The organism is Jannaschia seohaensis (assembly GCF_900116765.1).
GTDB classification, from domain to species: Bacteria; Pseudomonadota; Alphaproteobacteria; order Rhodobacterales; family Rhodobacteraceae; genus Jannaschia; species Jannaschia seohaensis.
The window spans coordinates 1-16690 of record NZ_UETC01000017.1 but is presented as its reverse complement, the minus strand read 5'-3'; the positions used below and the strand labels follow the sequence as shown (position 1 = coordinate 16690).

Annotated in this window: 18 protein-coding genes; 5 read left to right on the top strand and 13 right to left on the bottom strand. The window is 68.8% G+C overall.

Annotated features, from left to right (window positions below):
• Positions 1-190: 190 nt before the first annotated feature.
• Genes DTQ71_RS20780 through DTQ71_RS20770 form a run of 3 tightly spaced genes read right to left on the bottom strand, consistent with a single transcriptional unit; the run spans position 191 to position 2499 of the window.
• Positions 191-847, bottom strand: a complete 657-nt coding sequence (locus DTQ71_RS20780; protein ID WP_218564438.1) for an endonuclease III domain-containing protein — start codon at positions 845-847, stop codon at positions 191-193.
• Between the two features lie 39 nt (positions 848-886).
• Positions 887-1237 carry a YigZ family protein gene (locus DTQ71_RS20775; protein WP_109566222.1) on the bottom strand — a complete coding sequence of 117 codons (351 nt, stop codon included), beginning with the start codon at positions 1235-1237 and terminating at the stop codon, positions 887-889.
• Complete coding sequence (locus DTQ71_RS20770; protein WP_109566276.1) at positions 1234-2499, bottom strand: acetylornithine deacetylase/succinyl-diaminopimelate desuccinylase family protein; 1266 nt, start codon at positions 2497-2499, stop codon at positions 1234-1236. The genes DTQ71_RS20775 and DTQ71_RS20770 overlap by 4 nt, the downstream gene beginning before the upstream one ends.
• Before the next feature lie 91 nt (positions 2500-2590).
• Here DTQ71_RS20770 and DTQ71_RS20765 point away from each other — a divergent pair, with 91 nt between their 5' ends.
• Genes DTQ71_RS20765 through DTQ71_RS20755 form a run of 3 tightly spaced genes read left to right on the top strand, consistent with a single transcriptional unit; the run spans position 2591 to position 3849 of the window.
• Entirely contained in the window at positions 2591-2902 is a 312-nt protein-coding gene (locus DTQ71_RS20765; protein ID WP_109566221.1) for a hypothetical protein, read from the top strand.
• 52 nt (positions 2903-2954) lie between these two features.
• Positions 2955-3221 (top strand): hypothetical protein, encoded by a 267-nt coding sequence (locus tag DTQ71_RS20760; RefSeq protein WP_109566220.1) that lies wholly within the window; start codon positions 2955-2957, stop codon positions 3219-3221.
• Between the two features lie 10 nt (positions 3222-3231).
• The gene (locus tag DTQ71_RS20755) at positions 3232-3849 is read left to right on the top strand and encodes a DUF1523 family protein (protein ID WP_109566219.1); all 618 of its coding nucleotides are present in this window, start codon (positions 3232-3234) and stop codon (positions 3847-3849) included.
• Between the two features lie 381 nt (positions 3850-4230).
• Here DTQ71_RS20755 and mnhG read toward each other — a convergent pair whose 3' ends face one another.
• Genes mnhG through DTQ71_RS20720 form a run of 7 tightly spaced genes read right to left on the bottom strand, consistent with a single transcriptional unit; the run spans position 4231 to position 9981 of the window.
• On the bottom strand, positions 4231-4605 hold the full coding sequence (gene mnhG, locus DTQ71_RS20750; RefSeq protein WP_109566218.1) for a monovalent cation/H(+) antiporter subunit G: 375 nt from the start codon (positions 4603-4605) through the stop codon (positions 4231-4233).
• Positions 4602-4976 carry an MrpF/PhaF family protein gene (locus tag DTQ71_RS20745; protein ID WP_245947680.1) on the bottom strand — a complete coding sequence of 125 codons (375 nt, stop codon included), beginning with the start codon at positions 4974-4976 and terminating at the stop codon, positions 4602-4604. The genes mnhG and DTQ71_RS20745 overlap by 4 nt, the downstream gene beginning before the upstream one ends.
• On the bottom strand, positions 4973-5452 hold the full coding sequence (locus DTQ71_RS20740) for a Na+/H+ antiporter subunit E (RefSeq protein WP_109566217.1): 480 nt from the start codon (positions 5450-5452) through the stop codon (positions 4973-4975). The genes DTQ71_RS20745 and DTQ71_RS20740 overlap by 4 nt, the downstream gene beginning before the upstream one ends.
• Positions 5449-6960 carry a Na+/H+ antiporter subunit D gene (locus DTQ71_RS20735; protein WP_109566216.1) on the bottom strand — a complete coding sequence of 504 codons (1512 nt, stop codon included), beginning with the start codon at positions 6958-6960 and terminating at the stop codon, positions 5449-5451. The genes DTQ71_RS20740 and DTQ71_RS20735 overlap by 4 nt, the downstream gene beginning before the upstream one ends.
• Positions 6957-7322, bottom strand: coding sequence for a Na+/H+ antiporter subunit C (locus tag DTQ71_RS20730; RefSeq protein ID WP_109566215.1), 366 nt, complete (start codon positions 7320-7322; stop codon positions 6957-6959). The genes DTQ71_RS20735 and DTQ71_RS20730 overlap by 4 nt, the downstream gene beginning before the upstream one ends.
• A complete protein-coding gene (locus DTQ71_RS20725; protein WP_109566214.1) occupies positions 7322-7744 on the bottom strand; it encodes a Na+/H+ antiporter subunit B in 423 nt (140 codons plus the stop codon). The genes DTQ71_RS20730 and DTQ71_RS20725 overlap by 1 nt, the downstream gene beginning before the upstream one ends.
• Positions 7741-9981 carry a putative monovalent cation/H+ antiporter subunit A gene (locus tag DTQ71_RS20720; RefSeq protein WP_109566213.1) on the bottom strand — a complete coding sequence of 747 codons (2241 nt, stop codon included), beginning with the start codon at positions 9979-9981 and terminating at the stop codon, positions 7741-7743. Before DTQ71_RS20720 ends, DTQ71_RS20725 begins: the two co-directional genes overlap by 4 nt.
• Positions 9982-10086: 105 nt before the next feature.
• Between DTQ71_RS20720 and DTQ71_RS20715 the strand changes: the two genes are divergently transcribed.
• On the top strand, positions 10087-11010 hold the full coding sequence (locus DTQ71_RS20715; protein ID WP_109566212.1) for a LysR substrate-binding domain-containing protein: 924 nt from the start codon (positions 10087-10089) through the stop codon (positions 11008-11010).
• A gap of 56 nt (positions 11011-11066) precedes the next feature.
• The gene (locus DTQ71_RS20710; protein ID WP_109566211.1) at positions 11067-11813 is read left to right on the top strand and encodes a sulfite exporter TauE/SafE family protein; all 747 of its coding nucleotides are present in this window, start codon (positions 11067-11069) and stop codon (positions 11811-11813) included.
• 111 nt (positions 11814-11924) lie between these two features.
• Here DTQ71_RS20710 and DTQ71_RS20705 read toward each other — a convergent pair whose 3' ends face one another.
• The 3 genes from DTQ71_RS20705 to DTQ71_RS20695 form a co-directional block, all read right to left on the bottom strand.
• Positions 11925-14228 carry an aldehyde dehydrogenase family protein gene (locus DTQ71_RS20705; RefSeq protein WP_109566210.1) on the bottom strand — a complete coding sequence of 768 codons (2304 nt, stop codon included), beginning with the start codon at positions 14226-14228 and terminating at the stop codon, positions 11925-11927.
• An 84-nt stretch (positions 14229-14312) separates the two neighbouring features.
• On the bottom strand, positions 14313-15269 hold the full coding sequence (deoC, locus tag DTQ71_RS20700; protein ID WP_109566209.1) for a deoxyribose-phosphate aldolase: 957 nt from the start codon (positions 15267-15269) through the stop codon (positions 14313-14315).
• A gap of 162 nt (positions 15270-15431) precedes the next feature.
• Positions 15432-16226 carry an inositol monophosphatase family protein gene (locus DTQ71_RS20695; RefSeq protein ID WP_109566208.1) on the bottom strand — a complete coding sequence of 265 codons (795 nt, stop codon included), beginning with the start codon at positions 16224-16226 and terminating at the stop codon, positions 15432-15434.
• Between the last annotated feature and the right edge of the window lie 464 nt (positions 16227-16690).

Genomic DNA, 16690 nt, shown 5'->3' with positions numbered 1-16690 from the left:
CGCGGGCACGGAGGCCCGACCTGTTCGCCGCTCCCGGCGCGCCCGCCTTGCGCGAGGCGCGCCTCGTAGGCGACCCATGCCTCTGGCCCTCGGGGATGCGGCGGCCCCCAGATTGCCCTTTGGGCTTGCGCGCGGCCCATCGGCCGGGGCCCGGCGGATCCTGTGCATTTCCCTTCCCGCCGCTGGCATGTCACGCCATCGGCGCAACTTGACAGAGATCGGCCAGAAGGCAGTCGCCGCACCTGGGGACCCGCGCCCGGCAGACGCGCTTGCCGTGGTCCAAAAGCAGCAGATGCGCCTCCATCCGAAACGCGTCCGGCATGCGAGCGTCCAGAGAAGCGGCGGTCTGCGCCTCGGTTTTGCCTTCCGCGAGCCCGACCCGGTTGCAGACCCGGTGGACATGGGTGTCGACGGCGACCACCGGCTGACCGAAGGTGAAATGCAGGACGATATCCGCGCATTTCCGCCCCACGCCGGGCAGGGACATCAGCCCCCTGCGGTCCCGGGGCACCGCGCCGCCGTGATCGTCCAGAAGCGCCCGGCACATCTTCCGCAGGTTGCGGGCCTTCACGTTATAGAGCCCCGCGGGCCGGATCGCGGTGGTGATCTGGTCATCGCTCAACGCGAGGATCCCCTCGGGCGTCTGCGCCAGCGCAAAGAGCGCACGGCTCGCCGCGGCGGTGTTCCGGTCGAGGCTCTGCGCCGAGAGCATGCAGGAGACGACCGACCGGAAGGCCGTGCGCCCACCCTTCGCTTCGGGCGGCTGGATCTCCGGCCGGGCCGCGCGGAGGCGCGTGAATACCTCGGTCATCTCGTCCTGGGACAGCATCGTCGAGAGATAGCCCACGCCCCGGTGACGCCAAGCGAGAGGCCGGACAGGCGCGCGCTAGCTCAACGCGTCGAGATAGGTCCGCACCGCCTCCTGAACGTGGCGGAAGCGGTCGCCGCCCAGATGCTTGCCGCCATACCAGCGGGTGACGATGACGACATGGTCGTGCAGCTCCTCCCGCTCCAGCATGCGCAGGATGACCATGCCCGCGCCCGCCTCGCCATCGTCGTTCTTGACCGGGCCGTCGGCGCCGATCAGCGCCCAGCTGTTATGGGTGGCCTTCGCGAACTTCTTGCCGCGGCAGAGCCGTTTGACCACCTGCTTCGCCGCCTCCGCGTCGGCGGCGGGCGCGCCGGTGACGGCGTAACGGCTGCCCCGGTCGTTGATGTCGAGATGGATCGTCTTCACCCGCCCAGCAGCCGGTGGAGCGCCAGGGCCATGACCTTGCCCGAATCGACCATGTCGTCGATGCCGATCCACTCGTCGGGCTGGTGCGCGAGGTCCAGTACGCCGGGGCCGTAGGCGATACAGTTCTTCAGCCGTCCGATCCGGTCGATATGCTTCTGGTCATAGGTGCCGGGGCTGACGACGAAGCCCGCGTCGCGGCCCATCACGTCGGCGACGGCCTGGCGGACGGTCGTCACGATGGGGGCGTCCTCGGGGGTCATGGTGGGCAGGACCTCGAACAGGTCGCGGATCTCGTAGCGAAAGTCCGGCCGCGCGGCGCGCACCCGCTCCATCAGCGCCCGGATCTCGGCCTTGACCTCGGCGATGTCCTCTTCGGGCAGAAAGCGGCGATCGATGGTCAGCACGCAGCGATCGGGCACGCAGGCCGAGGGCAGGCCGGTATAGCCGTCGGGCTGGACCGGCTCCCCGCCATGGATCGCGTTCAGGTTCACCGTCGGCTGGCGCGCGCCGTCGGGGATGACAGGCGCGTCGGTCCGGCGTCCGGCGAGCAGGGGAAAGAGCGTGCGCTCCATCTCGTCGAGGACGGCGCCCATGTGCCGCACGGCGCAGTCGCCGAGGAAGGGCATGGAGCCATGGGCGATATGGCCCTTGGTCTCGATCTCGGCCCACCAGACCCCGCGATGGCCCAGGCAGATGCGGTCTTTGCCCAGCGGCTCGGGGATGATGACATGGCCGACATGGGCGAAGCGGCCCTGCTCGGCCAGATGGGCGACGCCGCCATAGCCGCCCGATTCCTCGTCTGCGGTGGCGCTGATCTCGATGGCTCCGCGGAAGTCGGGGACGCGGTCGGCAAAGGCCTCCGCCGCGACGATGGAGGTGGCCAGCCCGCCCTTCATGTCGCAGGCGCCCCGGCCCCAGACGCGGCCGCCCTCGATCTCGCCGCCGAACGGGTCGCGGGTCCAGCCCTCGCCAACGGCGACCACGTCGTGATGGGAGTTGAAATGCACTGTGTCGCCGGGGGCCTTGCCCTCCAGCCGGCAGATGACGTTCCAGCGGGGATAGGCGTCGCTGTCGCCCAGCGCGCCCTCGGCGCGGATCATCTCCACCTGCCAGCCGCGCGCGCACATGCGCGCGCCGACCGCGTCGCAGATGTCGCGGTAGTGGCGGCCGGGCGGGTTGAGCGTCGGGATCCGGACGAGGTCGGCGGTCAGGGCCGCGATCTCGTCCGCTCGGGCTTCGATTTCGGTCAGTAAGGCGTCCATGGGCGCCAAATGGGCACGAAACCGGCCGGAGCGCCAGAGGTGGACAGCCCGCATCCCCGCACCGATATGAAAGCGCGAAGGAGGCCGCCCCATGTTCACCGATGTCGTCCTGCCGCTTCTGGGCCTGGGGCTCCTGGCCTGGGGCCTGCCCTGGGCCTTGGGCCGCGTCCTGCCCGAGGGCGTCGCCTGGCTGGTGGTGAACGGCCTCATCTCGGCGGCGGTGCTGGCGGTGGTGGCGGCGGCGGGCTTCATGCTGCTCTATGGCGCGGCGGGCGGTGTCGTCTGGCGCGAGGCGCCCTGGCACTTCGTCATGCTCTCGGCGCGCAGCGCGCTGCTTTGGGCGCCAATCCTGGTGCTGTCGCTGGCCAACCTGCCCAAGGGCTGGACCGAGGCGGAGTGGTGAGGCACCTTGACCCCGCGCCCTCCCGCCCACAGGTGATGAGCGGAGGTGGCCGATGATCCCGATTTCCCGTCTCTTGCTGGTGCTCGTCGTGGCGCTGACGGTCGTCTTCGTCTCGCTCTGGTTCTATTTCCGGGCCGGCGAGCGGGAGCGGCTGGCCGAGCAATGGGCGCGGGAACAGCCGCCTCTGCCGGAGCATACCCATATCGAGAACGGCCTGCGCGCCTACGAGGGCGGCTTGCGCCGGAAGCTGATCCTGGGCGTCTATGTGGTGCCGCTTGCCCTTGTGATCGGGACCAGCCTGATTCTGAACAGCCTTTAGGAGACGCCGGATGCGCTTCGTCAAATATGCCTTGTTGCTGATCGTGGTGCTGATCGCGGGCGGTTTTCTGCATTACAACCTGCCGGACCGGGACATCGTGCGGATCACCGGAACCGAGGTGATCCGCGTCGATACCTCGGGCTGGAACGGCGCGTTCTATGCCGGGCCGGACGGGGGCAACGCTGTCGCCGACAGCCGAGACGTGCGCTTCATCAACGCGGTGGACGAGAACCGCAACGCCCGGGTCTACCGCAACCAGGATACGGGCTTCTGGCCGCCCTATTTCAAGTTCGACTCAGGCAATCTCCAGGCCGAGGCGAACGATTACGACTCGGATGTCGATCAGGAATGGGTCGCCGTGCGCCATTACGGCTGGCGCTTCGAGTGGCTGTCGATCTACCCGAACGCCGTCTCGATCCGCCCGGTCGAAGGGCCGGACGTGACCCTGATCCCCTGGTTCAACATCATCTTCCTGACCCTGCTCGCGGGAACGATCTGGGCGATCACGGTTCGGGTCATGCGCTGGCGCCGCCGGGTCGCCGAGGATATCGGCGAGGCCTGGGAGGATGCGGGCGACCACTTCGCGGAACGCCGCCGCGGCATCCGCGACTGGTTCCGGGGGCGCTAGGCGCGCCGACGGACCACCGTCAAGGCGCCCAGCCCTGCCAGTTCAGCGGGACTGTGTCGTTGCCGCTGGACATGGCGTCGGGGAGCAGCAGGGCGAGGCCGGTGAAACGGCGTGCAGGTCGTAGAACCCTTAGGAGGCTGCGTGAGCGGGACCAAAGTCACGACCCAACGCGCCGAAGCTATTCCGGTGGCGGCGGTGCCCGCATCTTGAGACACGCTTCCCGACCGATCGACACTCCCGTAAGCGCGCGAGGCCCGCGACGCCGCTCTTCAACCGCTCTGAATCGCGCCCATGGCGCCGCGCCGACAGGGCCCTCGCGCCGTGACGCGGGCCGGTCTGATCCGCGCCGATGGCCAGGCGACGTAGCCGGCGCGGATGCGGTCAGCGCCGCGGGCCCTCGGACCGGCGGCGCGCCAGTTCCGGCAGGACGCCGAGCTTTTCGTCGGCGGTCCGGTCGATATCGGTCTCCCATAGCGGCACGCCCGCCCGGAAGGCCGCGCGCCCGATCATATGCGCCGCCACCGGAGCCGTGAGCAGCAGGAACAGCACGATGGCCACGGCGCGCGCGACCGTGGCGGAGTCCCCGAGGCCGAGCGCCACGGCGGCCATGATGAGGCCCGAGGCCAGCGTTCCGGCCTTCGTCGTCGCGTGCATCCGGATCAGCACGTCCGGCAGCCGGAGGATGCCAAGCCCCGCGACGAAGGCGAAGAATCCCCCAAGCAGGACCAGGACCGAAAGGACGATCTCCAGGATCATGGCAGCTCCTCGATATCTGGGGTCGGCTCTGGCCGGGGGGGCTGGATGACGCGATCCACGTCGGCCCGGTCGGCCTTGCGCTCGACGAAGCGGGCCAGCGCGACCGTGGCGAGAAAGCCGACCAGCGCCAGCACGACCGCCACGTCGAGAAAGGCGGTCGCCCCGCTTTCGAAGACGAAGAGGCCGCAGAAGGCGACGATCAGAACCGTCATCGTGTCGAGCGCGACCACCCGGTCCGGCAGGCTGGGGCCCTTGGCCAGCCGCACGAAGGCCAGCACGATGCCCGCCATCACCATCAGGAAGCCGACCTGCACCGCGAAGGCCAGGATCGGCATGGTTGCCGAAAGAGGAGCCGTCACCGTCTCGTTCATTCCATCGCCTCCCGGACCCAGCGCTCCATCCCGTTCTCGATGTCGTCCCGGATCTTCTGCGGGTCGTCCGCGAACATCGCGTGGACGAAAAGGGTGTTGCAATCCTCGGTCACGTCCAGGCTGAGCGTGCCCGGGGTAAGCGAGATGAGGTTCGTGACCAGCAGAACCTCCGCTTCGCCCTTGGCCTTGAGCGGCACGGCGACGATCCCCGGCCGCGCCCGGTGGCGTGGCGTCAGCACGTCCCATGCGACCGAGAGCGACGAGACGATGAGCTCGTAATGGAACAGAACCACCAGCTTGATCCAGCGCCAGACGCGGGTGAAGTAACGGCCGCCATTCTCCTCGAACAACGGAGAGGCCACCCAAAGCGCGAAGAAGCCGACGACGAGGCCGACACCCAACCCCGCCAGCGTGAACGTCCCGGTCAGGGCGGCCCAGGCGATGGCCAGGATGATGTTGAGCAGAAAAAGGCTCATTGCAGGATCTCCTCTTCTCCGAGGACGGCCGCGATATAAGCGGCGGGATCGAGCAGTTCCTCCGCCGCCCGCTCCGCCACGAGGACGAAGGGCTCGGGGTAGAGGCCGATCAGCACCGTCATCAGCGCGAGCGAGACTATCGGCAGCAGTAGGGCCATCCGTTCCCCCGGCTCAAGCGAAGTCAGCGTCGGGACGATGCCCCCGGGATGCGGCTTCCAGAAGGCCTGCCCCCAGATCTTGGTCATCGAATAGATCGTCATCAGGCCCACGGCCAGCGCGACGAAGGCCACGATCCAGAGCTCGATATCCATCGACGCCTTCACCAGCACGTATTTCGCCCAGAAGCCCGAGAGCGGCGGGAAGCCCGCCAGCGAGAAGGCCGGGACGAGGAACAGGAAGGCGAGGAAGGGCGCGCCCTTGTAGAGGCTGCCGATCCGCGCAAGCTCGGTCCCGCCCGCGATCCGGTTCGCCACCCCCGCGACCAGGAACAGGTTCGCCTTCACGATGATGTGGTGGACCAGGTAGAAGACCGCGCCGACCACCGCGAGCGGCGTCATCAGCGCCAGACCCAGGATCATGTAGCCGATCTGGCTGACGATGTGGAACGACAGGATGCGGCGGAAATCGGTCTGCGCCGCGGCGCCCAGAACGCCCGTGACCATGGTCAGACACGCGACCCAGAGCAGGATCGTATGGGTGAAGGCGATGTCCTGGGTGAAGACCAGCGTGAAGAGCCGCATCATCGCGTAGACGCCGACCTTGGTGAGCAAGCCGGCGAAGACCGCCGAGACCGCGAAGCTGGGCGTGTGATAGGAGGCCGGCAGCCAGAAGAAGAGCGGGAAGACCGCCGCCTTCACCCCGAAGCCCACCATGAACATCATCGAGATGACCGTCATCAGCCCCGGATCGACGGTGGGCGCGATGCGGCTCAGATCGGCGAGGTTCAGCGTGCCGGTCGTGCCGTAGAGCAGGCCGATGCCGCTCAGGAACAGGATCGTCGAGATGAGGTTCAGCGTGACGTATTTGATCCCCGCGTCGAACTGCACCCGCTTGCCGCCCAGAATCAACAGGCCGAAGGACGAGATCAGCATGACCTCGAACCAGACATAGAGGTTGAACAGGTCGCCGGTGAGGAACGCGCCCGAGACGCCCGCGATGAGGACTTGGAAGAGGGAGTGGTAGCCCATCTCCTCCATGTCTTCGGTGATGTCGGCCACGGCGTAGATGGCGACGGCGAGGCCGGTGATGCCGGTGATGACGACCATGACGGCCGACAGCGTGTCGGCCACCAGGGTGATGCCGAAGGGCGCGGGCCATTCGCCCATCTGCGCGGCTTGCGGGCCGTTGGCGAGCACCTCCATCAGCAGCAGCACGCCCAGGACCAGCGTCGCCGCCGAGCCCATCACGGAAATCCAGCGCCCCTCGGCGCCGCGGCGGAACAGGAAGGCCAGGACCGCCGTCGCGAAGGGGACGATGATCGGAAGGGGAAGCAGCCAGAGGGACGTCACGTCTTTTCGGCCTCCACCGGCTCGGCCAGGCGCATCTCGTCGGTGTCGAGCGTCCCGAGGTTCTGATACCCGCGATAGACCAGGGTCAGCGCGAAGGCGAAGAGGCCGAAGCCGATCACGATGGCCGTCAGCACAAGCGCCTGGGGCAGGGCGTTGGCCACGCCCTCGGGCGGGGCGTTGGCGCCGGGGGCGATCAGCGGCGGCGCTTCGGGCGTCAGCCCGCCCGCGGCGAAGATCACCAGGTTGGCGGCGTTCGACAGCAGCACCAGCCCGAACAGGAAGCGCAGCACGTTGCGGGCCAGCATCAGATAAACCGACGCCGTGACCAGCGCCCCGACCATGATGGCGACGAAGACCTCCATCAGACCTCCTCCTCCAGGGCCAGCACCAGGGTCAGCACCGAGCCAAGAACGACCAGATAGACCCCGATATCGAAGACAAGGATGTTGGACAGCGGCACGCCCTTGGAGCCCTCGCTGGGCCAGAGGAACAGCCACTGCCCCGTGAACAGCGCATCGCCCGGGATCGCCGCGAAGGCCCCAGCGGCGAGGGCGACGCCCAGGCCGACCATGGCGATGGTCTGCGGCTCCAGCCGGAGCGCCTCGCGCGCGGCGCGGCAGCCATGCGCGATGGCGTAGAGGATGAACCCGGTCGAGCCGATCAGCCCGCCGATGAACCCGCCGCCGGGCTCGTTATGGCCACGCAGCAGCATCCAGATTGAGAACAGCAGCAGCAGGCCGACCAGCAGGCGCGTGGCGGCGCGGACGATGAGGGACGACTTCATGGGTTGGGCCTCCGCGTGCCGCGCAGCAGGGCGTAGGCGCCGAGGGCTGCGATGGCGACCACCGCGATCTCGCCGAAAGTGTCGAGCGCGCGGAAGTCCACAAGGATCACGTTGACGATGTTGCGGCCGAAGGCGACCGGGGCCGAGGCTTGCTCGAAGAACTCGGTCAGGCGCAGGTCGAAGGGCGTATCCATGACGGTCAACAGCACCACGGTCGTCGACACGCCGATGGTCAGCGCCAGCAGCAGATCCCAGACCCGGACCGCCTTGACGTGTTCCACGTTCATCTGCGGCAGCTTCAGCATCGCGACCGCGACCAGCACGACCACCAGCACCTCGACCAGAAGCTGGGTGATCGCCACGTCGGGGGCGCCGAAGGTGATGAAGATCAGCGCGACGCCGACGCCGACCACGCCCAGCGCGGCCACGGCCGTCATGCGCGAATTGGTGAAGGCCACGATGGCCGCCCCCGCGGTGATGGCGATCAGCACGGCCCAGTGCTTGACCCGCAGATCGTCGCCCAGCTCCATCGTCGGCACCAACCCCGCGCGCCAGATCGTCCAGACCAGCGCGACGGCGAGGGTCAGGAAGGTGACGAAGATATAGCGGCGCAACTGCCCGGTCTGGATCAGGTTCGCCTGCCATTTGCACCCGGCCAGCACGCCGTCCATCAGTCGGTCCCAGCCCGGATCGAAGCGGTCGGGCGAGCGCCGCAGCCGGTCGCGTAACGTGCCGTGACCCATATAGATCAGCCAGCCCAGGGCGAAGGTGACCAGCGACAGGATCAGCGCGGAATTCACTTCCTTGAAGAGGTAGAGATCGACCTCCACCGCCGCGCCGTAGACGGCGGCGGTCGCCGGGCGCACCAGAACTTCGGCGTAGTCGGGGAAGAGGCCCAGGCCGAGCCCCAGCGCGGCCAGCAGCAGCGGCCCGATCAACATCGCCCAGGGGCCTTCATGCGGCGTGACTGGCGTCTCGGCCAACCGCCCGGTGAAGGGGCGCCAGGCGACGATGCCGGCGGCCGCAAACATCAGGGCCGAGGCCAGGAAAGCGCAGGCCGTCACCCAGAACATGCCGATCTCGGCGCTCAGCGATGCCTTGTAGAAGAACTCCTTGCCGATGAACCCGAAGAGCGGCGGGATCCCGGCCATCGACAGCGCCGCCAGCGCCGCCGCCAGCGCCGTGAAGGGCATTGCCCGCGTCAGCCCGCGCAACACCGTCGCGTCCCGCGTCCCGGTGCCGTGATCGACTACTCCGATCATCAGGAAGAGCGACGCCTTGTAGAAGCTGTGGACCAGCAGGAACACCATCGCCGCCTTGATCGCGTCCGAGGTGCCCAGCCCGATGAACATCACCAGCGTGCCCAGCGCCATCAGCGTCGTGTAGGCCAGCACCTGTTTGATATCGATCTGCTTGATCGCGAGGATCGAGGCGAAGACCGCGGTCACCCCTCCAAAGAGCGTCAGCGTCCAGAACCACAGATCTGTGCCGCCCAAGCTGGGGTTCAGCCGCGCCAGCAGATAAACCCCGCCCTTCACCATCGTGGCCGAGTGCAGATAGGCCGAGACCGGCGTCGGCGCGGCCATCGCGTTGGGTAGCCAGAAATGGAACGGAACCTGCGCCGATTTGGTGAAGGCGCCCAGCACGACCAGGATGAAGATCGGCAGGTAGAGCGGATGCTCGGCCAGGGAGCCTTCGATCTCCGACAGCTCGAACGTGCCCGTCGCCGCACCCAGCAGGATGATCCCGGCCAGGAAGGCGAGGCCGCCCGTGCCGGTGACCAGCAGCGCCTGGAGCGCGTTGCGCCGTGACTTCGACTCATCCGCCGAAAAACCGATCAGCAGATAGGAGGCGATCGTCGTCACCTCCCAGAAGACGAACAGCGCCAGCAGGTTGTCCGACAGGACAAGCCCCAGCATGCCCAACATGAAGGACAGCAGATAGCAGACGAAGCGGCTGTAATGGACGTGCCCGCCGAGATAGCTGGACGAATAGAGCGTAACCAGCGTCCCTATCCCGGTGATCAGCAGCGCGAAGCTCAGCGAGAGCCCGTCGATCAGCATCCCGATCGAGACCCCCAGCGCGGGCACCCAGTCGTAGCGGAACAGGATCGTCTCGCCCGCCGCGACCGCCGGCAGGAACTGCAGGAACCAGACGAAAAGGCCGCCAGGCACGAGGATAGAGATGATCCCGGCCGACCCGCCCAGGGGTTTTCCGCTGCTTTCGCTTTGTCCCATTCCAAGTCCCAGGCTGCGCGTTGTCGTGAGACATAGGAGCGCAGTTTGATTGTTCCAGCATCTGATTTATCTATTTTTCGATAGCGGCCTACTATCGAGGTGTCCATGCCCACGCTGCAACAGTTTCGCTACCTCGTAGCGGTCGCCGATTGCTTGCATTTCCGCCGCGCGGCCGAGTCGGTCCACGTCACCCAGCCCACGCTCTCCGCCCAGCTGCGGGAGTTGGAAGAAAAGCTGGGCGTGCAATTGGTGGAGCGATCCCGCGCGGGCGTCACGCTGACGCCGATCGGGCGCGAGGTGGCCGACCGCGCCCGGGGGGTGCTGCGCGACGTGGCCGATATCGCGGCCCTGGCCCGGGCGGGGGCCAACCCGTTCGACGGCACGATCCGCGTGGGAATCGTCGGCTCGCTCGGGGGCTATTTCCTGCCCCTTATCCTGCCCACCCTGCACGACACCTATCCCAGGCTGAAATTCTACGTGCGCGAGGGGTTGGCGGCGGATCTCATGGGCCGGTTGCGCGACGGCAGCCTCGACCTGCTGTTTTTCCCTCTGCCGGTCGAGGAGCCCGGTCTGATCCATGTCCCCCTGTTCCACGAGCCGCTTCTCGTGGTGATGCCCAGCGATCACCCGCTGGCGGCCTGTGATCCCGTGCCGCCCGACGGGCTGCGCGGCGAGACGGTGATGACGCTGGAGACCGGGCATCGCCTGCACGACACTGTGGCCGAACTCGCGCTGGCGACGGGGGCGACCTTGTCGCTGGACTATGAGGGGACGTCGCTCGACACGCTCCGGCAGATGGTGGCGACCGGTCTGGGCCTCTCGGTGCTGCCCGCGCTTTATGTGCGCTCCGAGGTGACGCGCGCCGATCTGGTCACGGCGCGCCCCCTGCCGGAGCCGCAGCCGGGTCGCGATATCGCGCTGGTCTGGCGCAAGACCGCCGCCCAGGGCGGCGCGTTCGAGCGTCTGGCCCGCGACATCCGCGAAATCCTGCGCGCCGCCGCCCCCGAGGTGACGGTGATCGACGGCTGATCGGCGGGCGGCATCTGGTCCTATACGGCCGGAGAGCGCCGGCGTAACGACGCGGGATGGAGATGCTCGCTCTCACGCCGCCGGACTTCGCGCTCCTGGCGCTGATCGTCCTGGCCGCGGGGATCGTGCGGGGCTTCGCGGGGTTCGCGCTGTCGGCGCTGGTGATGGCGGCGGCGATCCCGATCCTCCCCCCGCGGGAGTTGATCCCGATCTGCTGGATGCTTGAAATGACGGCATCGCTTCTGATGATCCGCGGCGGCATCCGCGAGGCCGACCGCCGCATCGCCCTGACCCTGGCCTTCACCTCGGCGGTCGGGGTTCCGGCCGGCCTCTGGCTGACCACCCGCCTCCCGGTGGAGGATACGCGGCTCCTGGCGCTTGGCGTGCTGATCGTGCTGGCGCTGCTGCTCCTGGCGCGGGTGCGGATGGCGTGGCTGGCGACGAATGCGGGCCTGGTCGGGGCCGGGATCCTGTCGGGGATCGTCACCGGCATCGCCTCGATCGGCGGGATGGTGGTCGCGCTCTATGTCCTGGCCCAGGACGCACCCCCGCGGGTGATCCGCGCCTCGCTGGTGCTGTTTCTCTTCGCCTCGTCGCTGCTGACGCTGCTTTGGCAGGCGGGCTTTGGCCTGTTCGACGGTCCGGCGCTGGCGCGCGGCCTGGCCCTAGCGCCGGTCGCCGCGACAGGCGTGCTGATCGGCAAGGCGATCTTCCGTCCCTCGCTGGAGCGCTACTACAAGCCCTTCGCCCTCTGCCTCCTGATCGGCCTTGCCGGCACCTCTCTGCTGCGCGCCCTGCTTTGACCTGCGGCGGCGAAGGCCCCCGCTCTCATCTTGCCAAAAATACCTCGGGGGGGCCCGCAGGGCGGGGGGCAGAGCCCCCCTCCGCCCTGGATCTCCCGCGCTGACCCCGGATCAGAGCCCGAACGGCACCCAGACCGTCTGCACCTCGCAGCCGGCCCGTAGAAACCGGTCGGAGTCGGCCCAATCCGTCGCGCGCCCGAAATTCACCCAGGTCCGCTTCAGGTCCGCCGCCGCCTCCCGCTCGATCACGCCCGAGATGTCGGCCGAGGAGAAGGACCAGACCGCGTCCACCCCCAGATGTCCCCCCATATGCGGGGCAAGCTCCGCGTGGTCGCCGGTCAGCAGGTTGACCACCCCGCCCGGCACGTCCGACGTGTCGAGCACCTGGTAAAGGTCGGTCGCGGTCAGCGGCGCCGTCTCGGGCGCGACCAGCACCAGGCGGTTGCCCGTCGCCAAGGCCGCGCCGATCACCGTCGCCATGGCGGTCAGCGGCGCGTCCTCGGCGGCGAAGGCCCCGATCACGCCGACCGGGCGGTTCAGCGCCAGCGCCAGCCCGCCCATCGGTACGCCCAGCGTGCGCCCGTCATGCTTGTCCGCCCAGGCGGCCCAGCGGAACAGGGCGCGCACCGCGTCCTCCGCGGCGTCCTTCGCCCCCTGCGCCTTGAGCCGGGCGTCGAACTCGGCCGCGCGGGCGCTGAGATTCTCCGCTAGGTAGTAGAGGATCTGCGCTCGCAGATGCCCGGTCGAGGCCGACCAGCCCTTGGCCCCCCGCGCCGCCTCGACGGCGTTCCGCAGATCCTTGCGGTTGGCGATCCCAACCTCGCCCACGGCGCCCTTGGGGCCGAAGACGGGGCGGGAATAGCCGCCATCGGGCCGGGCCTGCTTGCCGCCGACATACATCTTGGCGGTCCGGTCGATCATGTCCGAGGGCGCGGCCGTGCCGTCATAGCGCTTGGGCTCGGCCAGCGCCGCGCCCGCCTCCGGCCGCAGATAGGCGTGCAGCCCCGCGATCCCGCCCTCGCGGCCGAAGCCGCTCTCCTTCATGCCGCCGAAGGGGGCGGCGGCGTCCAGCATGTTGGTGCCATTGACCCAGACGACGCCCGCGTCGATCCGGGGCGCCGTGTCCAGCGCCATGTCGATGTCCTGCGACCAGACCGAGGCGGCGAGCCCATAGGTCGTGTCATTGGCGAGCTGCACCGCTTCGGCGGGCGTGCGGAAGGTGGTCATGGCGAGGACCGGCCCAAACACCTCCTCCTGCATCAGCGGGTCGGCGGAGTGCAGGTCCGAGACCAGGATCGGCGGCAGGTAGCAGCCCTCGGGCGCCACCCCGCGATGCACCGTGCCGGAGGTCTGCGCCAGCATCGCCTCGACCCGCGCTTTCTGCTCGGCATGAACCAGCGCGCCCATGTCGACCGCCTTGTCGAGCGGGTCGCCCACGCGGATCTTGGCCATCCGCGCGATCAGCCGGCGCTGGAAGTCCTCCGCGATCCCCTCCTGCACCAGCAGGCGCGATCCCGCGCAGCAGACCTGGCCGCCATTGAACCAGATCGCGTCGACGAGGCCCTCGACCGCGCCGTCGATATCTGCGTCCTCAAAGACGATGTAGGGCGACTTGCCGCCCAACTCCAAGGTCAGCCCGATCCCGCGCCCGGCGGTCTCGCGGCGCAGCACCCGGCCCACCTCGGTCGAGCCGGTGAAGGCCAGCTTGTCGATCTCGGCCGCGGCCAGCGCCGCTCCGGTCGCCCCGTCGCCGGTGACGATGTTGACCACACCCGGCGGCACGCCCGCCTGCTGACAGATATCGGCGAAGGCCAGCGCGGTCAGCGGCGTCCACTCTGCGGGCTTCAGCACGACGGCATTACCCATGGCGAGCGCGGGCGCGACCTTCCAGGACAGCATCAGCAGCGGGAAGTTCCACGGCACGATCTGCCCGCAGACGCCCCAGGGCGCGGCCCCAGGCAGCGTCTCGCCGCGCAGCGCCGCATGGCCCGCATGGTGGTAGAAGTGCCGGGCGGCCAGCGCCACGTCGATATCCCGCGCCTCCCGGATCGGCTTGCCGGTGTCGAGCACTTCCAGCACGGCGAAGAGCCGGGCATGCTTCTGCAGGCCCCGCGCGATGGCATAGAGCACCCGCGCCCGGTCATGGTCGGAGGCCGCGGCCCAGGCTTTCTGCGCCTTCCGCGCGGCCTTCACGGCGGCCGTCACGTCATCCTCCGTGCCCTGCGTGACCTGAGCGAGCGCCTCGCCCGTGGCCGGGTTCACGGTGGCGAAGGTCTCGCCGGGCTTCCATCGCTTGCCACCGATGAAATGCCCAAAGGTCCGTGCATGCGCGTCCAGCCAGGCATCCGCCTCGGCCCGGTTCTCGGGCGCGGGGCCCCAGTCCATGGTCTCGAAAATCTCAGCCACCTCGGTCATGTGCCCTCTTCTTCTGGCCGAAAATACTCCGGGGGTGCGGGGGCAGAGCCCCCGCCCGGCGCGCCGCCGGCCCGGCGGCGCAACTCACCCCAGCGCGTGCCGATGCCCGACCGAGTACCGCCCGGTCACGAAATGCTCCAACTGCCGCTCGATATCGCCCAGCAGCGACGAGGCCCCGAAGCGGAACAGGTCCGGCCGGAGCCAGCGGTCGCCAAGTTCCTCCTTGAGCAGCGCCAGATACAGGATCGCGTCCTTCGCCTTCGATACCCCGCCCGCGGGCTTGTATCCGACCTTGAACCCGGACGCGGCCTCATAGGCTCGGATCGCGCGCATCATCGTCAGCGAGACCGGGAGCGTCGCGTTGACGCTCTCCTTCCCGGTCGATGTCTTTATGAAGTCGGACCCGGCCATCATGCAGATCATCGACGCCTTCATCACGTTCTTGAGCGTCCCGAGCTCTCCGGTGGCGAGGATCGCCTTCATATGCGCGTCGCCGCAAGCCGCGCGCATCTGCGCCGTCTCGTCATAGAGCGCGGCCCAGTCGCCGGTCAGGACGTGGCGGCGGGAGATGACGATGTCGATCTCGGTCGCGCCCGCCGCAACCGAGCGCTCGATCTCGCGCAGGCGCAGGTCGAAGGGCGTGAGACCCGCCGGAAAGCCGGTCGAGACGGCGGCGACGGGGATACGGCCCGCCACGGCCTCCACCGCGACGGGGACCATCTCGTGATAGACGCAGACCGCGCCGGTGGTGAGATCGGGCAGACCGATCGCGTCCAGGATGTCGGCGCGCACGGGGTGGAGCGCCTTGGCGCAGAGTCGGCGGACCCGGCCGGGCGTGTCGTCGCCCGAAAGCGTGGTCAGGTCGATCATGGAGACGGCGCGGGCCAGCCAGGCGGCCTGCCACTCCTTCTTGACCGAGCGCCGGCCGGGCAGGGTGGCGGCGCGGCGTAGGGTGGCTGGGGTATTGACGCGGACCGCTTCGACCACCGCTGGGTCGAAGTGCAGGCCCGTGTTGCGGGGGAGGTCGGCGGAGGCGGTCACGGGCGTCTCGGATAAAGGTCTTGTCGGATCAGAGGTCGCACGGCCCGTCGCGCGGCGCAACCGCGCCGCGCCGTCAAGCGGGGGGGCGGGGAATATCCCCGCCCTACGGCCCGCACGGAAGTAGGGCGGGGATTCTCCCCGCCGCGCCCGGCCCAGACGTTGTTACGCGCGGTCCCGAATGATCTGTGCGAAGCGATCGAAGATGGCGCCCGACCCGGCGATGACGTGACCGTCCATCAATGCCTGGCCTTCGGGGCGGATCGGCTGGACCATGCCGCCGGCCTCGCGCACCAGAAGCACGCCCGCGGCCATGTCCCAGGGTTTGAGTCCGCGCTCCCAATAGCCGTCATAGCGGCCCGCGGCGACATAGGCGAGGTCCAGCGCCGCCGCGCCCCAGCGCCGCACGCCCGCACAGACGGGCAGCAGCCGGCCGAGGTCCTGCAAGACCGCGGGCAAGTAGCGGCCGCCGCCGAAGGGCAGACCGGTCGCGTAGACCGTCTCGATCATCGAGGTCCGGCCGGACACCCGCAGGCGCTGCCGCCCGTCGAGCCAGGCACCCGCGCCCTTCTCGGCCCAGAAGAGTTCGTCCTTGACCGGATCGTAGATCACCGCCGAGGTGACCTCGCCCTTGTGCTCGAGCGCAATGGAGATGGCCCAATGCGGCATCCCGTGCAGGAAGTTCGTCGTCCCGTCGAGCGGATCTACGATCCACCGCCGCGTCGGGTCCTTACCCTCCACCGGATCCGACTCCTCACCCAGCCAGCCGTAATTGGGCCTAGCCTCCATCAGCTCCGCGCGGATCGTCTCCTCGGCGCGGCGATCGGCCCGGCTGACGAAGTCGCCGGGGCCTTTGGCCGAGACCTGGAGGTTCTCGACCTCGCCGAAATCCTTGATCAGGCCGCGCCCGGCTTTGCGGGCGGCTTTGATCATGACGTTGAGATTGGCACTGCCTTGCATCTGCGCGCTCCGCCTTCGGGTCAGGCGGGGGCAATAGCCGAGGGGAGCGCGCGGGGCCAGCCCCCTGCATGGGAGCGGCGGTTCGGTAGACCGGAAAATGACCGGGGGCGCGGGGGCGTGGCCCCCGCGCGGCGGGCTGGTGGCTCGGGTGGGGGCTTGCTGTGGGCGGCGGTGTAGGTGGCCCGGGCGGGATTTGAGTATTTTTAGCCAGAAGAAGGAGGGGGCCGGGCGCGGTGCCGGTGCGGGGGCGCGGGCGGGTTTCGTTGCAGGATCGGGGGGCGCGGTCGCGGGGGCGTGAGGGTCCGTCGCGACGCCGTGAGGGGCGTGCGGAAGAGCGGGCAATCTGTGCGCAGGCGCGCGTAGATATGCAGTATTTCACGGTTTCGTTCGTTGATAGTGAGGACTCAGAGGCGCATATCCCCCTCATCGGCACCGGGCAGACGCCCACCGCCAAGGACACACGG

What these genes read in the sequence shown, in the direction of transcription:
- DTQ71_RS20755 (WP_109566219.1), top strand. Translation starts at nt 3,232, where the DNA reads ATGCGCTTCGTCAAATATGCCTTGTTGCTGATCGTGGTGCTGATCGCG.
- DTQ71_RS20730 (WP_109566215.1), bottom strand. Translation starts at nt 7,322, where the DNA reads ATGGAGGTCTTCGTCGCCATCATGGTCGGGGCGCTGGTCACGGCGTCG.
- DTQ71_RS20725 (WP_109566214.1), bottom strand. Translation starts at nt 7,744, where the DNA reads ATGAAGTCGTCCCTCATCGTCCGCGCCGCCACGCGCCTGCTGGTCGGC.
- DTQ71_RS20710 (WP_109566211.1), top strand. Translation starts at nt 11,067, where the DNA reads ATGGAGATGCTCGCTCTCACGCCGCCGGACTTCGCGCTCCTGGCGCTG.
- mnhG (WP_109566218.1), bottom strand. Translation starts at nt 4,605, where the DNA reads ATGATCCTGGAGATCGTCCTTTCGGTCCTGGTCCTGCTTGGGGGATTC.
- DTQ71_RS20740 (WP_109566217.1), bottom strand. Translation starts at nt 5,452, where the DNA reads ATGAGCCTTTTTCTGCTCAACATCATCCTGGCCATCGCCTGGGCCGCC.
- DTQ71_RS20770 (WP_109566276.1), bottom strand. Translation starts at nt 2,499, where the DNA reads ATGGACGCCTTACTGACCGAAATCGAAGCCCGAGCGGACGAGATCGCG.
- DTQ71_RS20765 (WP_109566221.1), top strand. Translation starts at nt 2,591, where the DNA reads ATGTTCACCGATGTCGTCCTGCCGCTTCTGGGCCTGGGGCTCCTGGCC.
- DTQ71_RS20715 (WP_109566212.1), top strand. Translation starts at nt 10,087, where the DNA reads ATGCCCACGCTGCAACAGTTTCGCTACCTCGTAGCGGTCGCCGATTGC.
- DTQ71_RS20705 (WP_109566210.1), bottom strand. Translation starts at nt 14,228, where the DNA reads ATGACCGAGGTGGCTGAGATTTTCGAGACCATGGACTGGGGCCCCGCG.
- DTQ71_RS20695 (WP_109566208.1), bottom strand. Translation starts at nt 16,226, where the DNA reads ATGCAAGGCAGTGCCAATCTCAACGTCATGATCAAAGCCGCCCGCAAA.
- DTQ71_RS20760 (WP_109566220.1), top strand. Translation starts at nt 2,955, where the DNA reads ATGATCCCGATTTCCCGTCTCTTGCTGGTGCTCGTCGTGGCGCTGACG.
- DTQ71_RS20720 (WP_109566213.1), bottom strand. Translation starts at nt 9,981, where the DNA reads ATGGGACAAAGCGAAAGCAGCGGAAAACCCCTGGGCGGGTCGGCCGGG.
- DTQ71_RS20745 (WP_245947680.1), bottom strand. Translation starts at nt 4,976, where the DNA reads ATGAACGAGACGGTGACGGCTCCTCTTTCGGCAACCATGCCGATCCTG.